This is a genomic window from Paenibacillus sp. FW101-FHT12H11 (assembly GCF_058790355.1).
In genome coordinates, this window is record NZ_JBYTCO010000021.1 from 26604 (window position 1) to 52652 (window position 26049).

The 26049-nt window shown below is 50.2% G+C and carries 22 protein-coding genes; 15 read left to right on the forward strand and 7 right to left on the reverse strand.

Annotated elements, in window-relative coordinates; genetic code table 11:
* The first annotated feature begins 78 nt into the window (after nt 1–78).
* A complete protein-coding gene (locus tag AC3WTJ_RS36910) occupies nt 79–1809 on the forward strand; it encodes a methyl-accepting chemotaxis protein (protein ID WP_492526698.1) in 1731 nt (576 codons plus the stop codon).
* 359 nt (nt 1810–2168) lie between these two features.
* On the opposite strand, the gene AC3WTJ_RS36915 is transcribed toward AC3WTJ_RS36910, so the two are convergent.
* The 3 genes from AC3WTJ_RS36915 to AC3WTJ_RS36925 are packed head-to-tail and all read right to left on the reverse strand — an operon-like array spanning nt 2169 to nt 3838.
* On the reverse strand, nt 2169–2633 hold the full coding sequence (locus tag AC3WTJ_RS36915) for a RidA family protein (RefSeq protein ID WP_492526700.1): 465 nt from the start codon (nt 2631–2633) through the stop codon (nt 2169–2171).
* A gap of 48 nt (nt 2634–2681) precedes the next feature.
* Nucleotides 2682–3026 carry a hypothetical protein gene (locus tag AC3WTJ_RS36920; RefSeq protein WP_492526702.1) on the reverse strand — a complete coding sequence of 115 codons (345 nt, stop codon included), beginning with the start codon at nt 3024–3026 and terminating at the stop codon, nt 2682–2684.
* The gene (locus AC3WTJ_RS36925; protein WP_492526704.1) at nt 2918–3838 is read right to left on the reverse strand and encodes an alanine racemase; all 921 of its coding nucleotides are present in this window, start codon (nt 3836–3838) and stop codon (nt 2918–2920) included. Before AC3WTJ_RS36925 ends, AC3WTJ_RS36920 begins: the two co-directional genes overlap by 109 nt.
* 281 nt (nt 3839–4119) lie before the next feature.
* Here AC3WTJ_RS36925 and AC3WTJ_RS36930 point away from each other — a divergent pair, with 281 nt between their 5' ends.
* The 6 genes from AC3WTJ_RS36930 to AC3WTJ_RS36955 all read left to right on the forward strand — a co-directional run bounded on the left by AC3WTJ_RS36930 (nt 4120) and on the right by AC3WTJ_RS36955 (nt 11905).
* Nucleotides 4120–5916, forward strand: a complete 1797-nt coding sequence (locus tag AC3WTJ_RS36930) for a cache domain-containing sensor histidine kinase (protein WP_492526706.1) — start codon at nt 4120–4122, stop codon at nt 5914–5916.
* The gene (locus AC3WTJ_RS36935) at nt 5913–7472 is read left to right on the forward strand and encodes a response regulator (RefSeq protein ID WP_492526708.1); all 1560 of its coding nucleotides are present in this window, start codon (nt 5913–5915) and stop codon (nt 7470–7472) included. Before AC3WTJ_RS36930 ends, AC3WTJ_RS36935 begins: the two co-directional genes overlap by 4 nt.
* Before the next feature lie 129 nt (nt 7473–7601).
* Nucleotides 7602–8951 (forward strand): extracellular solute-binding protein, encoded by a 1350-nt coding sequence (locus AC3WTJ_RS36940; protein WP_492526710.1) that lies wholly within the window; start codon nt 7602–7604, stop codon nt 8949–8951.
* A 77-nt stretch (nt 8952–9028) separates the two neighbouring features.
* Nucleotides 9029–9904 (forward strand): carbohydrate ABC transporter permease, encoded by an 876-nt coding sequence (locus AC3WTJ_RS36945; RefSeq protein WP_127458203.1) that lies wholly within the window; start codon nt 9029–9031, stop codon nt 9902–9904.
* A gap of 35 nt (nt 9905–9939) precedes the next feature.
* Nucleotides 9940–10812 (forward strand): carbohydrate ABC transporter permease, encoded by an 873-nt coding sequence (locus AC3WTJ_RS36950; RefSeq protein WP_127458202.1) that lies wholly within the window; start codon nt 9940–9942, stop codon nt 10810–10812.
* A gap of 28 nt (nt 10813–10840) precedes the next feature.
* Nucleotides 10841–11905 (forward strand): Gfo/Idh/MocA family protein, encoded by a 1065-nt coding sequence (locus tag AC3WTJ_RS36955; protein WP_492526712.1) that lies wholly within the window; start codon nt 10841–10843, stop codon nt 11903–11905.
* A gap of 150 nt (nt 11906–12055) precedes the next feature.
* Here AC3WTJ_RS36955 and AC3WTJ_RS36960 read toward each other — a convergent pair whose 3' ends face one another.
* The 3 genes from AC3WTJ_RS36960 to AC3WTJ_RS36970 form a co-directional block, all read right to left on the reverse strand.
* Complete coding sequence (locus AC3WTJ_RS36960; protein ID WP_492526746.1) at nt 12056–12898, reverse strand: SDR family oxidoreductase; 843 nt, start codon at nt 12896–12898, stop codon at nt 12056–12058.
* Nucleotides 12899–12994: 96 nt separating this feature from the next.
* A complete protein-coding gene (locus AC3WTJ_RS36965; RefSeq protein WP_492526714.1) occupies nt 12995–14611 on the reverse strand; it encodes a long-chain fatty acid--CoA ligase in 1617 nt (538 codons plus the stop codon).
* A 629-nt stretch (nt 14612–15240) separates the two neighbouring features.
* Nucleotides 15241–16038, reverse strand: coding sequence for a Cof-type HAD-IIB family hydrolase (locus AC3WTJ_RS36970; RefSeq protein ID WP_407870536.1), 798 nt, complete (start codon nt 16036–16038; stop codon nt 15241–15243).
* 121 nt (nt 16039–16159) lie between these two features.
* Here AC3WTJ_RS36970 and AC3WTJ_RS36975 point away from each other — a divergent pair, with 121 nt between their 5' ends.
* On the forward strand, nt 16160–16852 hold the full coding sequence (locus AC3WTJ_RS36975) for a DNA alkylation repair protein (protein WP_492526716.1): 693 nt from the start codon (nt 16160–16162) through the stop codon (nt 16850–16852).
* A 36-nt stretch (nt 16853–16888) separates the two neighbouring features.
* Nucleotides 16889–17731, forward strand: coding sequence for a helix-turn-helix domain-containing protein (locus AC3WTJ_RS36980; protein WP_492526718.1), 843 nt, complete (start codon nt 16889–16891; stop codon nt 17729–17731).
* Between the two features lie 64 nt (nt 17732–17795).
* Here AC3WTJ_RS36980 and AC3WTJ_RS36985 read toward each other — a convergent pair whose 3' ends face one another.
* Nucleotides 17796–19688 (reverse strand): rhamnogalacturonan lyase, encoded by a 1893-nt coding sequence (locus tag AC3WTJ_RS36985; RefSeq protein WP_492526720.1) that lies wholly within the window; start codon nt 19686–19688, stop codon nt 17796–17798.
* Nucleotides 19689–20051: 363 nt separating this feature from the next.
* Here AC3WTJ_RS36985 and add point away from each other — a divergent pair, with 363 nt between their 5' ends.
* From add to AC3WTJ_RS37015, 6 genes are all read left to right on the forward strand, one after another.
* The gene (gene add / locus AC3WTJ_RS36990) at nt 20052–21104 is read left to right on the forward strand and encodes an adenosine deaminase (RefSeq protein ID WP_492526722.1); all 1053 of its coding nucleotides are present in this window, start codon (nt 20052–20054) and stop codon (nt 21102–21104) included.
* 431 nt (nt 21105–21535) lie between these two features.
* Nucleotides 21536–23779: a heavy metal translocating P-type ATPase gene (locus AC3WTJ_RS36995; RefSeq protein ID WP_492526724.1), complete on the forward strand. Its 2244-nt coding sequence runs from the start codon at nt 21536–21538 to the stop codon at nt 23777–23779.
* A gap of 85 nt (nt 23780–23864) precedes the next feature.
* Entirely contained in the window at nt 23865–24194 is a 330-nt protein-coding gene (locus AC3WTJ_RS37000; protein ID WP_174806853.1) for a metal-sensitive transcriptional regulator, read from the forward strand.
* A 36-nt stretch (nt 24195–24230) separates the two neighbouring features.
* Entirely contained in the window at nt 24231–24434 is a 204-nt protein-coding gene (locus AC3WTJ_RS37005) for a copper ion binding protein (RefSeq protein WP_492526726.1), read from the forward strand.
* Entirely contained in the window at nt 24431–25243 is an 813-nt protein-coding gene (locus tag AC3WTJ_RS37010; RefSeq protein ID WP_492526728.1) for a DUF8832 domain-containing protein, read from the forward strand. Before AC3WTJ_RS37005 ends, AC3WTJ_RS37010 begins: the two co-directional genes overlap by 4 nt.
* Nucleotides 25244–25282: 39 nt before the next feature.
* Nucleotides 25283–26044 carry a (S)-benzoin forming benzil reductase gene (locus tag AC3WTJ_RS37015; protein WP_492526730.1) on the forward strand — a complete coding sequence of 254 codons (762 nt, stop codon included), beginning with the start codon at nt 25283–25285 and terminating at the stop codon, nt 26042–26044.
* Nucleotides 26045–26049 lie beyond the last annotated feature (5 nt).

Genomic DNA, 26049 nt, shown 5'->3' on the forward strand with positions numbered 1-26049 from the left:
GGCTGTCGCGTAAAGGGGCAGCCTGTTATTTTACGAAGACAATTGAAAGCGGTTGCTACACAAAAAGGGGGCCCATGTATGCAGGAAAAAAAGATTTCCGCTACGGAAAAAAAGAGGTTTTCAATTTCTTTAAGAGGCAAAATTGTAGGAACCTTCGTTATTGTTTCATTACTTGTTGCGGTGACTAGCGGCTTGTCTTACACCTATCTGAATAAAGTTGATCGCTCTTATTCCAAGCTTTTGAACGATCATGTAACGATTCTTCAGCATGTTGCGGAGATTAAAGAGAAGACGCAATTACAAAACAGCCTGCTGCTAGGTTATGTGCTTAATCCGACGAAAGAGAAAGAGAAGTTTTTAACGGAAACGAATGCAGGGTTATCTGAGATTATTGGACAAATGAGCGAGTTTGCCAAAAATGAGGACGAGCAGGGCGCGATCCAGTCCATGGCGGATTCTAACCAAACGTTCATGCGTCTGGTTAACAAAGTGGCGGAATACGCGGATAAAGGGAATGTCGATTTGGCGAAAGCCGAAGCGATGCAGTGGGCGATTCCCACGACAGAAACGTTAACGCAGTCTGCAGCGAAGATCGAAGAATTGGAAAGAGCCGTTCAGGAAATGGATACGGCACGCAATCATGAGGTCGTGCAGTCGACCGTTCGAACGTTGATTTGGGTTAGTATAGCTGCATTCTTATTTGCGCTGGCGATTGGCCTCTTATTATCGCGGACGATTGTGAATCCAATACGTTCTATGGTGAGAGCCGCAGAAAGGATTGCGGACTGCGATTTATCGACCGGCAGCATCTACGTGAACAATAGAGACGAATTAAGGGATTTGGCTATGGCCTTTAATGGGATGAAAGCTAATCTCCACAGCTTAATTAGCCAAGTGGGGAGCAGTGCCCAGCATGTAGCCGCAGCATCTGATGCGCTAAGCAATAATGCTGAGCAGGTTAGTGAGTCTTCGGAGCGGATCACTTATACGATTCAAGAGATTTCGACGGGGACGGATGCGCAGGTACGAAGTGTCCAGCAAGGCGTTTCCATCATGGAAGAAATGTCAGCAGCGGTTATTCAAATCGTGGGCGTTACGCAATCGGCCAACCAGCAGTCTTCACTCGCCTTGGAAGCAGCTGGAGCTGGTAACACAGCCGTTGAGACGGCGATTACCCAAATGCAAGCCATCTCTCAAAAGATGAAGGTGCTTGTAGAATCTGTTCAGCGGCTTGGGGAGCGCTCTGAGCAAATCGTGCAAGCGAATGCCATCATTGCCGGTATTGCGAGACAAACGAATATGCTCGCACTGAATGCCTCTATTGAGGCTGCGCGGGCAGGGGCGGCCGGCAAAGGCTTTGCGGTCGTCGCCGACGAAGTCCGCAAGCTGGCTTTTCAGACGGGAGCAGCGGCTGAAGAAGTGACTCAGCTTGTTTCGAGTATACAAGAAGAAACAAGTGTGGTTATGAACGCCACCCAGGCGGGAAGCCAAGAGGTGGAGACGGGTCTTGAAGTTGTCGGCGTAGCACAGGCAACGTTCCTGCGCATCAGCGATGCGATGGACGATGTCGCTCGCCAGATTGCGGAAGTGGCCGCCAGTTCGGCCGCTATCTCCATGAAAACGAGCGCAGCCGTTGACGTGATTCGCGGTATTGACGAAGTCGCGGGACAGACCGCTTCCGGTGCGCGCAACGTCTCCTCCAATATCGAGGGGCAGTATGCGAGTATGGAGGAGATCGTCTCCTCGGCCTCCGTGCTGAGCAGCATGGCCGGGGATTTGCAGGGCTTGATTGCTCGATTCCGTGTGTGAGCGAAGCGGAATAGGCCTGAGGACATTTCCTCAGGCCTGTTTTGTATTTGTTATATGGCGTGTAGAGTGGAATAGAAGGAATTTATACCATTAATCTGCCCCGTTTTTGCCGAGTGGGAGGAAATAGCTGGAGAACCCCCGTCTAAATCGCTGTGTGCAAGTTGGAAACTGCAAGATATGGCAAAATTAGCGCCGGAAATTCCATTTCAGTAGCGGTAAATGGGACCGGACGCGGAAAATAGCAGGCGTATTCGGCGTTAACCATAACAGGATATTCCAGTCGCCTATTCCTTCACGCGCTGGGAAGGTCCAAGTGTGTTTAATCTCGCACTTCAGCGATGAGCTCGATCTCCAAGTGCTTAATCCCGCACTTCAACGATCAGCTCAATCTCCACTGGCGTGTGAAACGGCAGATCGCTTGTGCCGATGGCGGAGCGGGCATGCTTGCCTTTTTCGCCGAAAACATCGACTAACAAATCGGACGCGCCGTTGATCACATAAGGCTGATCTCCAAAACCCGGTGCGCTGTTGACGAAAGCAAGCATCTTCACGATTTTAACGACCCGGTCCAAATCACCGAGATGTCCCTTCATAACCGCTAAGCAGTTAATGATGGTTTGGCGTGCTGCCGCTTGTCCTTGCTCAATCGTCACTTCGCGGCCAAGTTTGCCCTCATACATCAATTCTCCGTTAATCCGGCAGTCTTGACCGGACAAATAGATGAGATTTCCTGTTTGATTGCAAGGAATGTAGGTAAAACGCGGTTCAGGGGATGGAGGGAGTGTAATCCCTAATTCTTGCAGGCGCTGTTCAATGTTCGACATGCGATTAACCTCCAGTTTTATGTGTTTCTGTTTTACGCAAGGATGAGCTTACTCCAGCATGCCTCGAGCAAGTACAGGCGTACGAGTGTAAGTATGGCCACGCTGCATCATCACATGATTATGTAAGTTGACGGTGCTGCAAATATGATTGGGAATAATGCGCAGCTTATCGCCTATTTGCAGATTGGCTGCTTGGGCTAGCGGTCCTAGCTCAATCATGCCATGTTCCTCGGTTAAGCGGGCTAGTGTCGCATCCGCAAGCCCGAGGATGTGCCCAAAGCCCTTCAGCTGCAAGGGCTCGGTGCCCGGCTGAATGTCGGTGGCGAAGGTTTTGCTGCCGCCGTCGACAATCGCGAGGTCAGCCGAGGGGCGGCTGACGACGGTGACGAGCACGCTGCCCGCGCAGTCCTCCAAGTGCAGGCACCTAGCCGTGCCTGCATCCTGTCGTGGAACACATAAGTGCCCGGCCGCACCTCGGTCACGCCTTCAACCGCCGCAGCGTAAGCAGCGGTTGGTGTTGAACCCACGCTGACATCGGCTATCGCGATGCCCTGCGTTCTGAGGCGCTCGGCGAGCTGCGCCATCAATGTGCCTTCTTCCTTGCCGGCTGCAGCAACGTCAAGCGTCGGCTTGCCGGCAAGCAAGGAGCCGCGGAAGGTGTAGATGCCGGTCAGCCGCAAGTGCGGCATGGCAGTAAGTTCAGCCGCCAGAGCAGCGGCCTGTTTGTATAAGACGCCGGTACGGCGCAGGCCTGTGTCAATTTCCAGCCGAACCTGCAAGGAGTGCCCATGGCGGCTGGCGATGTGCTCCAATTGCTGAGCACCTGCTAAGCTATCGACACCAACAATGAGCTCGATCTGCTCGCTCAGGCGAATGGCGCGTTCGATTTTGCTGGCGGTGACAAGCGGGTAGGCGACAAAAATGCTGCGAATGCCGTGCGCGGCCATGACTTCTGCTTCCGCTATTTTCGCCACCGTGATACCGACAGCCCCAGCTTCGATCTGCTTCAGCGCGATAGCGGGGATCTTATGCGTCTTCGCATGAGGACGCAGGTTCACTTGATGGATGCGGGCCACATCAGCCATGGCCTCAATGTTTCGATCCATCCGAACAGCATCGATGAGGAGACTCGGGGTCTCTATTGCTTCTAATCCTTCTAATTTTTCCAACACTTCCAATGTTTTAGTTGTTTCCAATGATTCCATCAAACATCGCTCCCTTTTCGCTGCACTTTTACTTTCTTCCAAGTAGCTGTAGAGGGTATACTTTGAAATATTCAGATAGGCGCAAATCGTTTCGCAACCTTTTGGGTATACGTCGAGACAGATTTGTGCCAATTCGTTAGGTTTTGCTTTCTTGTCTTGAGCAAAATGGTAACATAAAAATTTCTAATATCAAACAAAAAGTTTGGTTGCCTAAAGAAAAGTAAGATGTCTAAACACTGCACATGCTACTATGTAAAAGTAAAAAGGAAGGAGGGGCGCCCATGAGACGCTGGTTTGCCAAGTCCCTGAAACGCAAACTGTCATTAATTATTTTACTCGCAGTCGTATTGCCGCTGCTTTCCATGGGGACCGTTTCCTATCGCATTGCTACTTCGGTGACGGAAGATAAAGCGAAGCAGGCCGGCATGAACACCCTGAAACAAATAACGGACAAGCTGGATTTCGTTATTCAAGACGTAGAGAATATGTCGATTTTTCTTATTGGCCAAAAAGATATTCAAACCTACTTAAGCAACACCGAAGGGGATGTAAACAGCTATTCGCTGATCGTCGGAACCTTATGGAACTTATCCTATTCCAAAAAATACATTTCCAATATTACGATTACGCCGAAAAACGGCAATCCGGTTTTATACACAACGACGATTACGAATTCAGGACTTAATCCGCTTTTACAACAGTATGAATCCGTTTACAAATCCACAACCAAATGGTGGTCGCCGCTTTATGTGAACCAAACAACGGACGGTCCCAAGAGGGTGATCACACTCGTTAGACCAATCAGGGATGTCAGCACGTTCCGAACGATTGGAACGCTCGCTTTTTCCCTTGATCAAGCGGAGATTGAGCATTATTTGACGGATGCAGGTTGGGAAAGCAGCGGTTTTGTCATGCTGACTGACCAATACAATCAAATTATTGCCGGAGGCGAACCAGGCTGGTTGGCTCGGAAGGTTGCAGATGTGTTTCCGAACTTGGACAAGCTGGGTGAAACCAATGGCGTGCTTAATGTACCGAGAGGCGAATTGCCGCACACGGTTTTGTATAACTCTATGCCTCGTTTAGGCTGGAAATTGGTCGGGTTCATCCCGACAGAAATCTACCAGAAACAAAATGGTTACGTGCTTACGGTTACCGCGGTGACGATTGTGATTGCGCTCATGCTTGCAATGGGATTAGTGCTTTATTTCTTGCAATGGGTGACTAAGCCGCTAACCAGGTTGACCAAATCGTTGAAAGATTTGAACCCCGACGAGGCGATCCCGACCTATGAGGTGAAAAGCGCCGACGAAGTCGGGCTGCTGGTCCACAGCTACAATAAGCTGAGCGAACGGATCGGCAGGCTGAAGGATCAAGTGCAGCAGAATGAAGCGAAAAAGAAGGAAGCCGACATTATGGCCCTTCAGGCGCAAATTAATCCGCATTTTTTGTACAATACCCTCTCTTCGATCCACTGGATTGCCCTCATGAACAAGGATCGTCAAATTGCCGAGATGATTGGGGCGCTTAGTGATTTCTTGCGTTTTAGTCTAAATAAGGGCGAAGAGTTCTGTTCGGTTCAGCAGGAAATTTCACATGCCCAGAATTATGCCTATATCCAGGCCATGCGTTTTCCCGATCAGTTCGAGATTGAGTTTTTTATTGTCCCGGAAATGCTGCAAACAACGATGCTGAAGCTGCTTCTGCAGCCATTGATTGAGAACAGTCTCATTCATGGTATTCAGAAAAAGAAAGCCAAAGGGCATGTCTACGTCCATGGGGAACTGCGCGATAATCAGATGAAATTCGTCGTAGAAGATACGGGAATCGGCATGGACGAAGCGAAGCTGCGCGACATTCACGGACAGCTGGTTGCGGCTAACCAACAATTGGGAATGCTAACCGAAGTTGCGAAGGAAGCGAAGCTGCCGGTGACCTCTTATGGACTTATTAATGTGCACAGACGATTGCTGCTGCATTATGGCCTTGGGTCGGGCCTTGTTGTGGAAAGCACGTTAGGTATGGGAACTCGGATATCATTTTCAATACCGCTTGGGACGGGGGAGCTGACGACATGAGAATTTTGATTGTAGACGATGAAGTGATAATAAGAACCGGTCTTTGTACCGTAATCGATTGGAAAGAACTCGGGCTTGAACTGCTGCCTGCAGCATCTTCGGGGGAAGAGGCGTTAGAGCGGATTGCGGAAGAAAAGCCTCACATCGTGCTGACGGATATCCGTATGCCGGGGATCGACGGGATTCAGCTTGCCCGTGAAGTGAAGGCGCTTCTGCCGGACACGGAGATCGTCATCCTGACGGGGTATGATGATTTCTCCTATGCCCAACAGGCGCTCCGTGAAGGGGTGACCGATTATTTGCTGAAGACAAGCCGCCCGGAAGAGATTATTAAAGCTGCATTGAAAGCGAAGCAGAACGTGATGGATAAATGGGAAACGATGAAGCAGGAGAATCTCCAGCAGGCTGCACTGCGCAATCAGTTATTAGATCGAGCGCTAAAACGGGGCTTGAACGATGACGCGGAAGCAAGGGAACAGCTGCGTGTCTGGTTCCACAGAAACGGCGTAGACGTTCATCCGGAATCCGGTTCGGCCGCGGCGATGCAAGTGATGCTCGTTTCCGTATCGGGATGGGAAGCGGGGCTTACGGAGCTGCTGCAAGGCGCAGCGCAGAATATCCTCTACGAGCTGCTTCCGTGCGTGACGCTTATGAACAAGGAGCACTTGCTGCTTGTTGTCCGTTATGAAGAAAGCGGCATGGAGCAAACGGGGCTTAAAGCTGCGCTGAAGCGGGTAACCGAAACGCTGAAATGCACGGCATTTGCGGCGCTCGGAACCGTTGCGCGGGATTACGATAGCCTGAAGGATTCCTACCTGGGTGCCAAAGAGGTGTTTGCGTACCAAGGACTGCTCGGTTCGCAGGGTCTTTTCACATTGGCGGATATTCGGGAGCGAAGCGGTGGGCGTACTGTGCTTACCGAGAAGGAGGAAGCTGAGCTTGCGGCTATTCTGATGAGCGGCAATGCGACGGACCTGCGGCATTGGGTGAACCAGCGGGTGCGCGCGCTGATAGAAGACGCCTTTGCAACGCCGATGACGGTTCAGGGTTATCTGCAATCGATGATTATCGCGGGCCACCGCTGGTTGGAGCGGGCGAATTCATCAGAGGCTTCGCGTAGCAAACTCCCCTCCTATGAAGGGGAAGGGCGCCCGGAAGAGGAGATTTTCAAAATCCTTACAGCGATTATGAACCTGTTCCATCAAGGGCTGGATCAGAATAAGTATGCTTATGTGTACAAGTCCATCGCCTATATCCGCGACAATTTGCATCAGCCGATTTCACTGCAGCAGGTTGCGGGTTTTGTTCATATCAATCCAAATCATTTTAGCGAAGTATTTAAACGGGAGACCGGATGCACCTATATTGAGTTCGTCACACAGGAGAGGATGAAGCGCGCGGTAGATCTGCTGCAAAGTACGCAAACCAAAGTCAGCGATATTGCCAGAAGAGTAGGATACGAGGACATCAAGTATTTTACGCAGCAATTTAAAAAGCATACCGGGCAAACCCCATCCGAATATCGACAGGGTTCGACTGGAGTCGACAAAATTTAAAGACTGAAAAATGTCCCCCCTTGCGCCGAAGTCTCTCCCGTACCGTCTCTTACAGATGTCCCCTATACTAAAGTTGTAACAAGAGAGCTACAGATTAGGTTTTTACGAAACTTTTAGGGGGTCCAACGAATGAAGAAGTCATTTATCGTTACATTGGCGGCCACAATGTCATTAGCGCTGTTAGCGGGTTGCGGTGCTGGTGGCACAACAGATACAGCCAAAGATAGCGCAGCACCTAAGTCGACAGAAGCAGCAGCTAAGTCTGGTGAGAAAGTTAAACTATCGATTTGGCACAACTATACAGGTGAAGATCTTCGCGCCAAATTGATGCGTGAATATATGGAAAAGTTCAAGAAAGACCACCCGAACGTGGAGTTGGATATTCAGGGGATTCCACCCGATGGCTACCGTCCGCGTCTTAAAACGGTTGCTGCAGCAAATGAAATGCCGGATCTATTTGTCATGTGGCCTGGTGTTATGACGAAGGAATTCGTCGGTGGCGACTTGATTCAACCGATCAACGAGCTGCTTGATAGCAAAACCGAATGGAAAAATGGCTTCATGCCAGGATCATTCGATGATTTCTCAATCAGCGGCAAAACGTATGCTGCGCCAATGGCCTTGTCCCCAACGTCGATCCTTTACTACAACAAAGAAATCTTTAATAAATATAATGTTCAGCCGCCAAAAACTTGGGATGATCTCATGAAGCTGGTGGACACGTTCAAAAAGAACAATGTAACGCCGATCGCACTAGGTAACAAAGCGGCATGGGTAGCGCAATCCAGTATCCTTAGCTCGCTGGCTGACCGCGTGACAGGAACGGAATGGTTCTTGAAAGCGGTAGATCAGAACGGAGCGAAGTTCACGGATCCGGAATTCGTGCAATCGCTAACGTATCTCCAGCAGCTTGGTAAAGCAGGCGCGTTCCAAGATGGTTTCAACTCCATCGATAATACACAAATGGAACAAATGTTTGCACAAGGCAAAGCAGCTATGATGATCGACGGTGGTTGGGCGCTTCCGAACCTGGCAGCAAATACGTCCAAAGAAGCTTTGGCTAACATGGCTGTAACGGTTCTGCCATCAGTTCCTAACGGCAAAGGGGATCCAAACTCACTTTCCGGTGTAGTAGGTACAGGTCTTGGAATGAGCAAGAAAGTTACCGGCGCTCAAAAAGCAGCAGCTTATGAGTTGATCTACGCATTGTCTGGTCCAGAAGCACAGAAAGCTATTTTGGAAAGCAATCAGCTTGTGTCCTACAAAGTAGATTTGGATACGACAAAAGTATCTTCCTTGTTCGCAGAAGTGTACAAAATGATGAATACGGTTAAGAAAACTCCTGTATACGACGGCAAGCTTAGCTCCGCTAGCGCTGATGTTGTGAACAATGGTCTTCAAGAGCTCCTCATGGGCGGCAAGCCGGAGGATATCGCCAAGAAAATTCAAGACGCGCAGGCGAAAGCCGTCGGCAAATAACGTATGGCCATAGGACTCCAGCCAGGTTCGGCTGGAGCCCTTTTTTCAAAAAAGTTAGCAAGGGGGGAAATGAAGTCATGACCGTATCCGCAAGAATCAGAGGATTCATAACTATAGGGCTTCTTCCAGCCTTAGTGCTCTATCTGTTTTTTGTCATCGTACCGATTTTCTGGTCAGCTTACTATGGCTTTTTCGACTGGAAAGGGATCGGAGCGGCCAAATTTATCGGATTAGACAACTATGTAGAAGTGTTCCAAGATCCAATTTTCTGGAAGTCGTTCAAAAACAATATGCTTATCGTTGCAGCGTCCGTGTTCGGTCAAGTGCCGATTGCTTTGATTTTAGCGCTTTTGCTTATGAAGAGTACGTTTTTTCAACGTGTCATTCGTGCTTCCGTTTTTATGCCTATGGTGCTCTCCTCGGTTGTTGTCGGGATTATCTGGGGTTACATTTATCACCCGCAAATCGGTATTTTGAACTTCTTGCTCGATGGCGTCGGCCTGGACGGCTGGAAGAAAGCTTGGCTTTCCGATCCGAAAGTATCGATGTACGCACTCATGGTGCCGATCATCTGGAATTATATTGGACCTTATATGATTATGTTTATTGCCGCTTTACAAAATATTTCGCCGGAAATCGAAGATGCTGCGCAGCTTGATGGGGTGGGGCCGGTTCGCAAATTGTTTGCCGTCACGCTGCCTATGATCTGGGATACCGTTAAAGTTGCCGTCGTCCTGTGTATCTCGGGAAGTTTGAAGGCTTTTGACCTGATCTACGTCATGACAGGCGGGGGTCCGGCGCATTCAACTGAACTACTGGCTTCTTACATGTATAACAGCACTTTCAATGTATATCGTTTTGGCTTCGGAAGCGCGATTTCCACAGCCATCATTATTCTTAGTTTGATCTTGATTGTAGGCAGCCAACGTTTGATGAAACGGGATTATCGTTAAAATAAAGGAAGAGAGTTCTCTCAGGAGGGACATCTATGGAGCAGGTTGTATCGATGCAGACGGGTTTTCCCGCTGGAGGTAAGCGACGGAAAGTTTGGACGCGAGGCGTCGTTAATATTTTGCTTAGTTTGTACGCGTTAGTCACGTTATACCCGCTCATTTGGTTATTTATGAGTGCGTTGAAATCCAATGAAGAGTTTTATTCACGGCCCTTTTTAATGCCGCTAACTTGGAAATGGGACAACATCGTCCGGGCCTGGAAAGTGTCCGGGATGGGGCTATCGCTTTGGAATTCTACGGTTGTCACGATTGCTTCTCTCGTGCTGACGTTAGTGTTGGGGGCTCTGGCAGCCTTTGTCTTATCGCGGTTTGAGTTCAAATTAAAGCCGTTTTTCATGGGATTATTCCTGCTTGGGATGCTCATTCCGATTCACAGTACACTAGTTCCACTATTTATTATCATGAAAAAAGTAGGTCTTTTGAATACGTACGGCGCACTTATTCTGCCTTATGCAGCTTTTGAGCTGCCCCTTGCGATTTTCGTTGTTGCGGCTTATTTAGTCACCATTCCCAAAGAAATTGAGGAAGCCGCTTTGATCGACGGCACAGGCTACTGGGGAATTTTCTTCCGCATGATGCTGCCGCTTAGCTTACCGGCGCTTTCGACAGTTGCAATCTTAGGATTTTTGCGGTTTTGGAATGACTTTGCGTTTGCGCTCGTGTTTATCAGCAAACCTGCGTTGAAGACGGTTCCGCTGAGCTTGTCCGCTTTTGCTACAGGTTATATGACCGATTACGAGTTGACGATGGCCGCGCTTGCCATTGCTGTACTGCCAACAATTGTCGTGTTCCTGCTGTTCCAAGAGCAAATTATGAAGGGTATGACGGCTGGTGCTGTAAAAGGTTAATGCCATTCATCATCTTAGGGAGGACATCATGACGAAATTAAAAGTAGCGGTGATCGGTGCCGGCTCCATCTCCGATGCCCATTTGACCTCATATATGGAACATCCTGAAGTGGAACTTTACGGTATCGTCGATATGAACGAGGAGCGGGCGCGTGCGGCTGTCCAAAAATATGGTGCGCAGGTTGCTTTTACCGACTACCGCGAAATGCTGGCTGATCCGCAGGTGGAGGCTGTGAGCATCTGCACGTGGAACAATACGCATGGCGCTTTGAGCATCGCCGCCTTGGAGGCAGGCAAACACGTGTTATGCGAGAAACCGCTCTGCACGACCGTTGAAGAAGCTTTGCGCGTCGAGGAGGCGGTTCGCCGCAGCGGCAAGCTGCTGATGGTCGGCTTCGTCCGCCGCTTTGGTACGAATGCGCAGGTGCTGCGCCGCTTCTTGGATGCTGGCGAGCTTGGCGAGATTTACTACGCCAAGGCTTCGTACTTGCGCCGGTTGGGCAATCCCGGCGGTTGGTTCGCCGACAAGGAACGCGCCGGCGGGGGCCCGCTTTTTGACATCGGCATTCATGTCATCGACTTATGCTGGTACTTGATGGGACGGCCGAAGGTGAAATCGGTCAGCGGGAACACCTACGAGAAGCTGGGCAACCGCTCGAACATTAAGAACTTGACCTTCTATAAGGCAGCGGATTATGATGCCTCTCAGAATACCGTGGAAGACATGGCGAACGCGCTTATCCGGTTTGAGAACGGTGCGTCGCTCATGGTCGACGTTTCATTCACCTTGCATGCGAAGATGAAAAATGAGTTCGCTGTGAAAATATTTGGCGATCGGGGCGGTGCCGAGATCGAGCCGGACTTCTGCATCGTGAGCGAGAAGCATGATACGATCATCAACGTGACGCCGCAGATCGATCATCCTTCGTTCGAGTTCATGGACGGCTTCCGCAACGAAATTGACCATTTCGTGCAAGCTTGTCTGGGGCGCCAGGAGCTGATTTCACCTGTTCGAGACGGTGTGGAATTGACCAAGATTTTGTGCGCGGTTTATGAGTCGAGCGAGAAGGGGATTGAGATTCAGTTTGGCTGAGTAAGTTAGTTTCCGGGTATCAGGTTCATTGTGGATAACTTTCAAGCCCCTAACCTTATAGGTTGGGGCTTTTCAACGTACGCTCGGAGGTGCTACGATTAATTAACGCCATCTATTCGACTAGGCGGGCCAATAGCTGGGTGGGAACCGCTACGATTTCCCCTTGCGCGTTATATCCGCAAGGTTAATCCACTCCTCGTCGGTCACCTCGAGCAGGTCATTGAACTGCCCGGCGCCCTGCAGCCATTCGCCGCCGTCGATCGTAACGACTTCGCCGTTGATGTACCCGGCGTAGTCCGAAATCAGATAAGCTGCGAGGTTCGCCAGCTCATCCTTTTCCCCGACCCGCCGCAGCGGTACGCGGTTCAGCAGCTTCTCCGACAGCTCGGGCGTCGGAGCCAGCCGGCTCCACGCGCCGTCGGTGGGGAACAGTCCCGGCGCGATCGCGACTTGCCGGATGCCGTGGCGCGCCCACTCGACGGCAAGCGAGCGCGTCAAAGCGAGCACGCCGGCCTTCGCGGCCGCCGACGGCACAACGAAGGCCGAGCCCGTGGAGGCATACGAGGTGACGATGTTCAGCATCGTCCCGCCGGTGCCTTGCTCGATCCATCGTTTCCCCACTTCAAGCGTCGTGTAAAACGTGCCGTGAAGGACAATATTCAGCACCGCATCTACCGCGCGCGAAGATAAATTTTCAGTCGGGCTGGCAAAATTTCCAGCCGCATTGTTGATGAGAACATCGATTCGGCCATAATGTTGTTCCACGGCGGAGACCATTTCCGCGATTTGCTGCGGATCGCGCACATCACAGCTTTTATAGAACACATCACCATCCATCTCGGAAGCGGCCTTCGCCAATACTTCCTCACGTCGGCTAGTAATGGCAAGCTGCGCCCCCAACTCCAGGAAACGCTCACCCATAGCACGGCCAAGGCCAGTTCCCCCGCCTGTGATGAGAATGACTTTATCCTTCAATAAAGTTGCATCGAACATATCCATCCTGCCCCTCATCTTGAAATTGCCGCATCGCTAATGAGCAGAAGCAGCTTCGAATTGCTCGATCCAGATTTCCAGATCCGCCGAACGAGTTCAGTCTCCTGTAAAATAGGTTTGATACTGCTCACGAAGCTCGCGCTTCATGAATTTACCAACCGAGGAACGGGGGATTTCGTGCAGGAAAACTACATCATCCGGAATCCACCACTTTGCAAATTTGTCTTCGATGAACGTCAGTAATCCCTTTTTATCCCCCGCTTGCAAGGCAGCATCTTTGAGGACGACGCAAGCGAGCGGCCGCTCACCCCATTTAGGATGAGGCACGCCGATCACACAGGCTTCATACACATTCGGGTGCGCCATCAACGCGTTTTCCAAGTCGAGAGAGGAAATCCATTCCCCGCCGCTTTTGACCAAATCCTTGGCTCGATCGACCAGTTTTACGAAACCTTCAGGATCAATGACCGCGATATCTCCGCTATGAAACCAACCGTCTTGGAAGCCCTCAGAAGTTCGGGCATCTTTGTAGTATTCGGTCGCTACCCAGGGCCCTCGCAGCCAAATTTCCCCCATTTCCTTACCGTCCCAAGCCACTTCGCCTCGCATTCCGATGATTTTCATATCGAGCCCAGGTACCAGCAGTCCTTGCGTGGCTCGTGTGGCGTACTGTTCATCAAGCGAAGCTTCTTCTTGATAGCTTTTTAGGCGGGCAACGGTAACGAGCGGACATGTTTCCGTCATGCCGTAAGCATGATAAAACGGGACATTCAGCCGTTGTTCGTAGCTCTCAATGAGGCTGCGCGGGGCAGCAGATCCGCCGCAGACTGCGGCGCGCAAAGATGATAAATCCAGCTGCAGCGCCTCTTGCGCTTGAAGAGCAGCTGTCCAGACCGTAGGTACGCCCGCAGCGATGGTGACCTTTTCGTCCGCGATCAAGCGGAGCAGAATATCCGGCGTAGGGGCCGGTCCGGGAAGCACCTGCTTACTGCCGAACCAGACGGAGGCGAAGGGGAGCCCCCAGGCGTTAACGTGAAACATCGGGACGATAGGCAGGACCGCGTCACGTTCCGAAAGAGCTAGCGTATCCGCCAACCCAATGGACAACGAGTGCAGATAGATCCCACGGTGAGAGTACACGACGCCTTTGGGATTTCCCGTCGTGGCCGACGTATAACACATCCCTGCGGGAGCGCTTTCATTCATATTTTCTGGATAGGTATAAAGAGGATCACCGCTCTCTATCATGTTCTCATACCCATAGACGGGCTGTAAAGAAGTGGGTGGCAGGTCTTTTTTATCCGTCATGATGATATAGCCCTCGATGGTTGTCAGTTGATCCTGGATTTTTTCTATAATGGGCAGCAAGGTCTCATCAACGAAGAGGAAACGATCTTCCGCATGATTGAGAATGTAGGCGATATGATCGGCCGGGAGGCGAATATTCACCGTGTGGAGGACCGCTTCCATGCAGGGAATGGCGAAATAGGCCTCCAAATGCCAATGATGATTCCAGGCGAAAGTAGCAATTCGATCCCCGGGCTTTACCCCTAACGCTTGCAGTGAGCTGGACAATCTCTTCGAACGACTGCCGAAATCAGCATACGTATAACGGTGAATGCCGGTACTTGTTCGGGAAACAACCTCTTTTTTGGGGAATAAGGTTTGGGAGCGTTCGAAGAGGGAGCGCAGCGTTAATGGGTAATTGTCCAAATGGAAGCACCTCCGGGGATTGGCTATTTCTATAGTAAATATATAGGGAGGAGGGACAGGATATGTCCGAAATAGGGCTTTTTCGTAAATGTTTCCAGTGAAGGATATTTATACTTCTTGAGCATTGCAGAAAAATAAAAAAAGAGACCCTTGACTAGGGACTCTTTTTTTAAAATATAAGAATTTATATGTTTTGGGGTAAGCGTTTTTTAAGCTTACTCCTTATGGAGTTGTGTTGAGCACTCCAATCAAGAAATTGCTGCAATCGCTTAAGCGGTTTCGACCTGACAGAGAACTACAGGGCGCTATTTCATCGAAATAGTCTCTATTTGGCGCGGAGGGGAACTGTGGTCCTCTATTTGACCGTTTTCTTAAAGAAAACGGAGTTAGGTGGTCAAATAAGGCCTTGTAGTTCCGCTTGGACGCGGAAAGGGCTGAATTTGCTAAAATAGCGGCCTGTAGTTCCTCAAGGGTTTATCGCTGACCAACTTAACTCAATTATGAGGTTGCTCACTCCGCCAAGTGTCTCAGTAACACTGAATTTTAGCGGCGTGGATGTTCTCCATCCCCCTAAAGGGCGCTTTCATCCAAATAGGCCTTTTATATTTTCTGCTGGTAATTATGGTAGCTTACACATTCAGAATAAACTTCTCAATAACGTGTCTGACGCCGTCTTCATTATTGCTTTTGGTCACATAATTCGCGAGCTCCTTAAGCTCCGGCAAAGCATTGTCCATTGCGACCCCAAGCCCCGCAACTTCCAGCATTTCGCGATCGTTCCACGCATCGCCGAGGGCAATGACCTCATCCAGCGTGCAGCCGATATGATTGGCAAGGAAAGCGATGGCGTGGCCTTTCGTGCCTTCTTTGTGCATGAATTCCAAGTAGTGCGGCTTGGATTTCGTAATATGCATCTGGTCGCCGAGAAGAGGAAGCAGCTCCTCGCGAATTTGGTCGCAAACCTCCGGCTTGTCCACAATCAGCAGCTTAGGCTGCGGAATGTCGATCCATTGGCGCAGGTCACCGATGATATAAGGCGTTTTGGACAGTCGCACATAATTTTTAATTTTATCGTTATCCTCAGCTGCATAAAGCTGGTCGCCGTGGTAAAGCTGAAGATGGAGATTTCTCTTTTCGCAATAATCGAGCAGGTAGCGGGCGCTCTCCACAGGCACCATACGTTCATACAAGACTTCCTCGTCGAGGAGATTTTTGATCGAAGCGCCTTGATACGTAATGATCGGTACGTTGAGCCCGATTTGGTTCGCGATTTTGGCTGCAGAGGGAAAGCTTCTGCCTGTCGCAATCGTTACCGTCACACCTTGAGCAACTGCTTGATGCATAGCGTCAATCGTTTCCTGGGAAATGGTCAAATCATCACGCAAAAGCGTATCGTCCAAATCCGATGCTACTAACTTGTAAGTCATGTGTTCCTCTCCGTTCCGATAGGTAGTCTATATAAAAATTCTGCTTTAAGCATACCCGAATCAAAGCGGAATTGCTAGAATAAAGCGAGAGCTTTGTAGTTTAAAAGGAGGCGCGTCAACGATGGCATCACTTTACACGGACAAGCTGGAGGCCTTGCTGAGAGCGCACAGCAGTGAGGTTGACGCAGCTGCAATGTCCGCTTATATGCGCGACCAATTTCCTTTCCTCGGCATTCGCAATCCGCAGCGCGTGGCTTTGACGAAAGCATTTTGGAAGGAGCATGGTTATCCCAAAGGAGCAGAGGGCGTGAAAGTGGCGGAGGAACTTTGGGCATTACCGGAGCGGGAATTCCATTACACGGCGCTGCAGCTGCTCATGCAGCTTCGCAAAAATGCGGATAAAGAGCATATTAATTTTCTCGAACGCATGGTTGTAACGAATTCCTGGTGGGACACCGTTGATCCGATTGCTGACCATTTAATTGGTGTTCACCTACAGAAATATCCCGATCTTATCCCGGTCTATGTCGAAAAATGGCTCTCATCAAGTCATATGTGGCTGCAGCGGACAGCGATTTTGTTCCAGCTCAAGTATAAGCAGCGCACAGACGTGCCGCTTCTTCTTAGCTGTATTCGGCGTATGGCGGAATCGAAGGAGTTTTTTATTCGGAAGGCCATCGGCTGGGCGCTGCGTGAATATTCAAAGACGGACGCTGCGGCTGTGAAGGCTTTTGTCGCTGAGACCGAGCTTTCGCCGCTTAGTGTGCGGGAAGCATTGAAGGTCATTCAGCAGAAGGAAAAGAAAGTGCGATAGACTAGTTGATATCTAGGAATTGGAGGAATCCAACCCATGTCGGAATTTATGTGTTTTTCTGCTAAAGAGAATCGCACGACGATCCCTGGAAAGCTAGTATCGGGCCGCTACCGCCAGCCGTTCGGCTATCGCGTGAAGCGGTCGAAAGGAACGAAAGATTTCTACCTCACCATGACGTTGCACGGAAAGGGGTTATTTCATAACGGCAGCGAAACCTGTGAATGCCCCGAAAGTGAAATTACACTCATTACCCCTGGTACGCCGCATTACTATGGAACACCGGAACATACGATATGGGAGTTTAATTGGTGCCATTTTGTTCCCAAAGAGGATTGGTTGGCTCTGCTGCAGCTCCCAGAAACGATTAAAGGCATTCGCTCCGCCCGTGTGGATAGTGCCAAAGAATGGCATCACCTTGCCGGGGTTTTCAACAGCCTGATTCAGTACAACGAAGAATCGCATCTATTTTCGGAAAGATTGGCCGTTAATGCCTTGGAGGAAATCCTTCTGTTGATATCCAAAAATGCGCTTGAAAAACAGTTGCGGATGGATTCACGTGTGGAAGAAACGGTAAAGCTGATTTCTCAACATTATAAAAAGTCGTTCAACGTGCCGGAATTGGCGGCGAGAGTCAATTTGTCAGCATCCAGGTTCGCTCATCTGTTCAAAATGCAGACCGGCGAATCCGTCATGGACATGTTAAATAAAATCCGCCTCCGCCAGTCTAGAAAGCTGCTGGAAACGACCTCCTTATCCATCGCGGAAATTGCAGAGGAAGTTGGATTTAACCATCCTTTTTACTTTTCACGACAGTTTGCTGCTTTTTATGGCACGCCACCGGCGGTGTATAGAAAACATATTCTCCTTACTATGAATTGAAAAAAGGGGCTGAATCCATAGCAGCGTAAGCTACATTGGGGACAGTCCCTTATTGCCTAATATTTTATGGGGTTACGTAAATATTCGGTTGCGTCGGCGACGCCATGCCTGTTCCGAGGTAGTAGCTCGTATGCGGCGGTTGATTGTAAGCTACGTTCTGCCAGGCAATGTCCAATCGATAAAGAGGATCATGCATTAACGTCCAAAGGCGCGTGCTAGTCTCGTAAGGAGTAGCATAGATGCGCAGAGCGGAGCTATCCGACTTCCGCCAGATGACTTCTTCGCGCCAATCTCCCAAAATGTCGGCTTGCAAACTTGGGTTCCCTTTTGTCCCGTTGTTGGAGTAAGTGCCCGTTGCGGTTAAAAGAGTCGTTGTATTGAGGCTTGTATAATTCCACTTATCGATTCGGCCTACCCCATTAGTGCCATCCCAATTATGATCGAGCAGTTCACGCGATACATCTCCGTCCCACCAGATGCCATAGTTGATGGAGGAGGGGACTGTAGAACTGATTTTGGTGCCGCCTATTTGGTACAATCCGACACCATTGCTTGCCCAGACCTCTTCACCGGCATATCTCGGATCAATATCGGCAGCCATGCCTCTTCCGGTATCGGCGCCTGTGGGCACACCCCAACGTATTGCACCGGTACCCGCATTCCAGACGGCAGCCCCGTAGGTTGCGCTCGTATTTTCCATCACCTTAAATACTTCAAGTCCAGGATTATTCGGATCCAGGTCACCTACATGAAGCGCGTCACCATGGCCTAATGCCGTGTTATATTTCCTCGCACCATTATCATCCACCGTCATGGCGCCGTATACGATTTCGTCCTTGCCGTCTCCATCCACATCGGCTGCGGTCAGATTGTGGTTGCCTTGGCCGGCATAAGCAGAGTTCCCGGAGCTGTTGCTGTCAAACGTCCACAATTTGGAAAGCGTTCCGCCCCGCCAATTATATGCCACCAGCACACTGCGCGTGTAATAGCCGCGGGCCATCACCAGGCTTGGCTTCTCTCCGTCCAGATAGGCGATCGTCGCCAAGAAGCGGTCTACCCGATTGCCATACGTATCCCCCCAATCTCCAACCGTGCCGCGCGGTGGATCATAGCTCGTTGTCGTTAATATTTTACCTGTCGCGCCTGCAAAAATCGTTAAGAATTCAGGGCCTGCCAAGACCCGGCCTACTGAATTGCGATAGTCGGCGGTTGAGCTGCCGATGACGGTGCCAGTGCCATCCTTTGTGCCGTCAGCCGTTTTCATAGCGATTTCAGCCTTCCCGTCCCCGTCCAAATCATAGACCATAAATTGCGTATAATGAGCGCCTGCGCGAATGTTTTTGCCCATAGAGATTCGCCATAACCGGGTTCCATCGAGCTTATAAGCATCGACAAACACTTCACCGGTGTATCCGTCCTGCGAGTTGTCTTTGGAGTTAGAAGGGTCCCATTTTAAAACAATTTCATATTGTCCATCGCCATCCAAATCGCCGACACTCGCATCATTGGCATTGTAGGTATAGCTGACACCGTCTGGGGTTGTGCCGCCTGCCGGTCGTTGAAGAGGGACATCCAAATAATTATTTGCCCATGGAGTTGCAGCCGCGGATGCCGCTTGCTCGACACCGCCTACGACCGCACGAATCGTATAGCTTGAACTTGTCGTACCTGTGTTGTCTTGATAGTTTGTACTGGTTGTAATGGGAGAAACGTTGAGCTTCACACCGTTGCGATATACGTTAAAAGATGTACTGGCTGCCTCAGTACCTAGAAGTCTCCAGCTCACAAGTACACCGGTTGATACCTTAACGGCTACAAGTCCCCGGTCGAGTTTTTCCATTTGTCGGGGTACTGCTGCATGTGCTGTAGGCGTTTGGATGCCGAAGGATGAAAGAAGGAGAGAGCCCAGTGTGACGTAACAGGCTGTTTGTATTAGACGCTTCACATTTTTAAACATTTCTACAACCTCCTTGGATCGTCCGTCGAATGTTATTGCTATTGTGCGGATCTGTGATGAGGGAGACTTCGTTGGTATCCTCCTTCCCAATTTTGATTGCGCTTACATTTATGATTATACCTTGTAGATGATCGTGATTTTAATGCAGACAATGGCTAACTTTCTATACAATACTGCTCTTTGGAAAAAAGAGGTTAAGTTACAGTTATGTCATGAAATATAACACATATATTGTTATGATAAAATTATGTTATATATATTGACATACAGGTCGCATTGTTTTAAAGTTAATAAAATTCTTTGCAGCGGCGTACAGCCGTAAGTGCTTGCTCTAACTCATAATTAAGAAGGGAATGATGGAAGATGGCATACAATCGGACGCATGACTGGCTAACGCGACTGCCCAAAGTTGATCTTCATTTGCACTTGGATGGGAGTGTGAAACCGGAAACAATTCTGGAGCTCGCCCTGGATCAAGGCATTGATCTTCCCGTGTACAATAAAGAAGATTTGATTCCACATATGCGTGTTGACGACGAGTGCGGCAGCCTTATTGAATACTTGAGTAAATTTGATTTTACGACTCGTTTTATGCAATCGGGTGAAGCTTTGGAGCGGATTGCCTATGAGGTTGCTCAGCAATCGGCAGAGCATAACTGCAAATACGTGGAGGTGCGTTTTGCACCGCAATTGCATCGCAATAACGGTTTGACCGTGGAAGAAACGATACATTATGTAGTTGAGGGGATGAAGCGCGGACAACGCGATTTTGGTGTGAAAGCCGGCGTCATTGCCATCTGCATGAGAAATCATTCCTGCGAAAGCAACTTGGAAGTGATTCGGGCGGCAGCCAAGTTTGTTGGTAAAGGCGTAGTCGCCGTCGACTTGGCTGGTGATGAGGCATCCTATCCGCCGGAATGGTTCCGGGAGGTTTTTGCGGAGTCAGGCCGACTCGGCATTCCGGTCACGATCCATGCCGGAGAAGCGGCAGGTGCGATGAATGTGTACGAAGCGGTAACGAGTCTCGGCGCGGTGCGCATCGGGCATGGTGTCAGACTGAAGGAGAACAGCGACATTCTCGAACTGGTCAAAGACCGCCGCATCCCGCTCGAGATGTGCCCGATTAGCAACATCCAAACGAAGGCCGTTTCCGGCTGGGATGCTTACCCGATTCGTGAATATTTGGAGCAAGGGCTCCTCGTCACCATTAATACGGATAATCCGAGTGTCTCCGGAACGGACATTACGAATGAATACCGCGTGCTGTCCGATCGTTTTGGCTTTACGGAGCCAGAACTCGTCAGGCTTGTGATGAATGGGGTGGAAGCCGCGTTTATGGACGAAAGCGATAAGTTGTTGCTGCGGCGGGAGATAGAAGCGGAGATTAACAGTTTAGGGATGGGTTTGCTGAGCTGATGCGACGAAATAACAGTAAGGCCTGACGTGATTAGCCGGTCAGGCCTTTTTTATTTTGCGGACGTGGTGGGGAACTACAGTCCACTATTCCTCGGGAAATGCCCATTTTCCACAAATGATGGGAACTACGATCCGTTATTTGAGCATTTTAACCCTGAAATGTGTCATTGAAGCCGAGATTAGACCCTGTAGTTCCGTTCAGATAGGCGAGTAGTTCATATAGCCTCAAATAGAGGGTTCCAGTTCCTGTAAGAATGGCCTGAACGAAATTATCGCTAGTTTTTGAAAATGGTTAATGGTTGGTAAAGTGAAAATTGGTTCAGTGGGTAAAAATATTGTGATGAGAGAACAGGATCCACTTGACAATATAGGGTAGGGGGGTATACTATATAAATATAAACAAATACCAATCACTGTGAGGTGACAATCCTATGAGCACCGAATCTGCAGGGCAGCAGCAACCTACCGGAGCAACTGCGACGGTTGATTTTGATATTACAGGAATGACTTGCGCCGCATGCGCAACCAGAATTGAAAAAGGGCTGAGCAAGATGCCCGGTGTCGCGCAAGCATCCGTCAACCTGGCTATGGAAACGGCCCGAATTTCCTATCAGCCTTCGGAGGTAACGCCGGAGGATATGCAAGCGCGAGTAGCCAAGTTAGGATACGAAGCAGCGCGCAAAACAGAACAGGTTGAAACTGGCGAGCATCGCGCCAAAGAGATACAGAAGCATAAGCGTAAGCTGTGGATTTCAGCCATACTTTCTTTCCCTTTGTTATGGGCGATGGTCGGCCATTTCTCCTTCACTTCATGGATCTGGGTGCCCGAGCTGTTCATGAATCCGTGGGTGCAGCTGGTACTTGCAACACCGGTCCAGTTTCTTATCGGACGCCAATTCTATATTGGTGCCTACAAAGCGCTCAGCAATAAGAGCGCGAATATGGATGTGCTCGTGTCGCTGGGAACATCAGCCGCGTATTTTTACAGCTTGTATTTGACGTTCCAGTGGGCAGGGCAAAGCGAGCATCACCATGCGCCTGAGCTGTATTACGAGACTAGCGCCATCCTGATCACACTCGTCATTCTCGGAAAATGGTTCGAAATTCTCGCCAAAGGGCGCACTTCGGAAGCCATTAAGTCGCTTATGGGCTTGCAGGCTAAGAGAGCCTCGGTCATCCGTGACGGGCAAGAAATCAGCATCCCGCTGGAAGAGGTAGTTACAGGGGATGTCGTCATCGTGAAACCCGGCGAGAAGATTCCTGTGGATGGCACCGTTATGCAAGGCCATTCCTCGGTCGATGAGTCGATGCTGACGGGTGAAAGCTTGCCAATTGAGAAACGCGAAGGCGATACTGTGATCGGTGCAACGCTGAATAAGAATGGGGTTCTCCGGGTGCAGGCGACTAAGGTTGGCCGTGACACGGTGTTGTCCCAAATCATCAAAGTCGTTGAAGAAGCGCAGGGATCGAAAGCGCCGATTCAGCGTGTGGCGGACGTCATTTCGGGAATTTTTGTCCCGATTGTCGTGGGGATTGCACTTATCGCTTTTGTTCTGTGGTACTTCTGGTTGGATCCGTCTAACTTCGCAGGCGCACTCGAAAAAACGATCGCGATCCTAGTTATCGCGTGCCCTTGCGCATTGGGTTTGGCGACGCCGACCTCGATTATGGCGGGTTCCGGGCGCGCAGCGGAATTAGGCGTTTTGTTCAAAGGCGGAGAGCATTTGGAAGCCGCTCATCACCTGGATGTTGTAGTTTTGGATAAGACGGGTACAGTAACCAAAGGGAAACCACAACTTACCGATATCCAAACGCATGTGGACCAGACCACCTTCCTCCGTTTCGTCGGAGCGGCGGAGCGCAGTTCGGAACATCCGTTAGCTGAGGCGATCGTCCAAGGCATACTACCGTCCATGCCATCCTTGCCGGAAGCCACAAGTTTTAAAGCTATCCCCGGTTTTGGACTGGAAGCTCAAGTCGAAGGCAGCCAAATTCTCATCGGTACAAGAAGACTGCTAATCGAGAAGGGGGTTGACATTGGCGAAACGCTGCTCGAGGATATGGAACGTTTAGAACAAGCCGGCAAAACCGTGATGCTGGCAGCCTTTGACGGCGTGTACGCCGGATTCGTTGCTGTGGCGGATACAATAAAGGAAACTTCGCAGGAAGCCGTATCCCGTTTGGAAGCAATGGGGATTAGAGTCATCATGATCACAGGCGACAATGCGCGTACGGCAAAAGCGATAGCCGAGCAAGCTGGCATCAAGCAGGTTCTGGCAGAAATTTTGCCGGAAGGGAAAGCGGCAGAGGTGAAAAAGCTGCAAGCGCAGGGTTTCCGCGTCGCGATGGTCGGCGATGGCATCAACGATGCGCCAGCTCTGGCAATGGCCGATATCGGCATGGCGATGGGCACGGGAAGCGATGTAGCCATGGAGGCGGCGGATGTCACCTTGATGCGCGGCGATTTGAACTCCATTGCAGATGCCATTGAAATGAGCAGACGGACGATGCGAAATATTAAGCAAAATCTGTTCTGGGCCCTCGGTTATAACACGATTGGCATCCCGATCGCCGCTTTTGGCTTGTTAGAGCCTTGGGTAGCAGGGGCCGCGATGGCGTTAAGTTCCGTTTCTGTCGTGCTGAATGCTCTTCGACTGCAGAGGGTCAAACTTTAAGCGAGCGAGGGACGTTCCAAAGGATTGACAATATACGGGATGGGGGTATGATAAGTAATGAACAACCCTCAAAGGAGTGAGCCCAATGAACAAGGAAATGGACACGGAAGTAGACCACTGCGGCTTGGATGGACACGAGCGGAAGAGTCATCATTCCGATAAACTCAAAGCGGATTTAACGAAGCGGTTGAACCGCATTGAAGGTCAAGTTCGCGGGGTTAAAGGTTTGATCGAGAAAGATACGTATTGTGATGACGTTCTACATCAAATTGCCGCGATTCAATCGGCGCTTAATGGTGTAGGGAAACTGCTGCTAGCCGGCCACCTCAAAAGTTGTGTCGTCGAACGTATTCAAGAAGGCGACATGGATGTTGTCGATGAACTGCTCAAAACCATGAATACCCTCATGAAATAATCATAAAAAATCAAATCAAATGAAGGAGTGAATGCAATGTCCAGCATTATTTTAAAAGTAGAAGGTATGTCTTGTAATCACTGTGTGAATACCGTTGAGAAAGCCATGAAAGAGCTTGGAGCGGCAGGCAAAGTAAACTTGGCGGGTAAATTAGTGGAAGTGGAATACGACGAGAGCAAGCTGACTGTGGAAGCGATCAAAGAAGCAATAGAAGAGCAAGGTTATGATGTCGTGCAATGAGAATAACGAGTCTTATCGTGTTGTCTCTGGCACTTGTGCTAAGCGGGTGTGGGAAGTCGCAGACTACGGATCACTCGGTACACGGCGGCGGCCATGAAGCGGGGAGCTCAGCGGAGCAGATTCAGGCAATATTCCAAGTAGCTTCTCCGCAGACGAAGGCGAAAGCGAAAGAAGATACGACGTTGACGATTCAGATTCAAGATAGTGCCGGTAACCCGATAAATGATTTTGACCTGAATCATGAGAAAAAGATGCATCTTATTGCGGTGAGCAAGGATCTTTCTTATTACAAGCATCTGCATCCGGAGTACAAAGGAAAGGGTCTTTTTACGGTATCCACACAGTTCCCCTCGGGCGGTGATTATAGGCTTTTTGCTGATTTTCTGCCTACCGGGAAAGAGAAAACCGTCAAAAGCTACACCTTGACAGTACAAGGGGACTCCGCACCACCGGTGGCTATTGAACCGGAGAAGGCATGGACGAAGACCATAGATGGCAATGAAGTTACTCTAAAAATCGATCATCTTATGGCAGGAATGGAGCTTAATCTAACCTATTCCTTTAAGGATGCAGCTTCCAAAGCACCTATTAAGGATTTGCAGCCGTACCTTGGGGCTGTGGGTCACGTAGTTATTCTGGACGCGAATGCGGATCAATACCTGCATGTTCATCCGACGGACGAGAAATCAACAGGGCCGGAAGCCCAGTTTATGACGACATTCCCCAAAAGCGGCGTGTACAAAATATGGGGAGAATTTCAGCGTGGCGGCAAGGTGTTTATCGTCCCTTTCGTTGTTAAAGTTCCTTAACTTACCCCCTACATTTATCTAAAAAAGGAGCCGGTCACCATGCCTGCCTATATCATCACGGGAGGTTCCAAAGGCCTCGGAGCTGAGCTGGCAAGGCAGCTCCTGCACCAAGGCGCCGCGGTCCACTGCGTGTCGCGCGGCGAAAGCCCAAGCCTCCGCCAAGAGGCGTTAAGCATGAAAGGTGATTACACCTTTCATGCTTACGACTTGGCGCAAACCGACGGCCTGGATTCGCTAATGGAGCGAATCCTTGGCCTGGTTGATCGAGCGGATGCCATCACGCTGATCAACAACGCGGGCCAGCTCGAACCGATGACGTTCATCGGCCGAGCTGGCCAAGAGGACCTGCAGATGAGTCTGCAGGTCAATCTCGTCGCGCCCACGCTGCTGACGAACAGCTTCATCCGGCAGACGCAGGCGCTGCCGATCAAGAAGCGGGTCGTCCACATCTCCTCGGGCGCGGGGAAGAAGCCCTACCCCGGCTGGGGGGCGTATTGCACCGCCAAGGCCGGGCTCGATATGTTGACGCGCTGCATTGGCGTCGAGCAGATGGAACAGCCCTACCCGGTGGAGGTCATCTCCGTCGCACCGGGGGTGGTGGATACGGATATGCAGCGGGAGATTCGCGCTGCATCCGAAGAGGACTTCCCGCAGCTAAGCCGGTTCGTGAAGCTGCATGCGGACGGCGAGCTGCAATCGCCGGAAGCAACGGCGGCGCAGCTTCTGGAGCTGCTGCAGCGAGATGCTTTTACGCAGGGCGAGATTGCCGATCTGCGCACAAAAAAGGAGTTAAGCAGCTGAGAAGC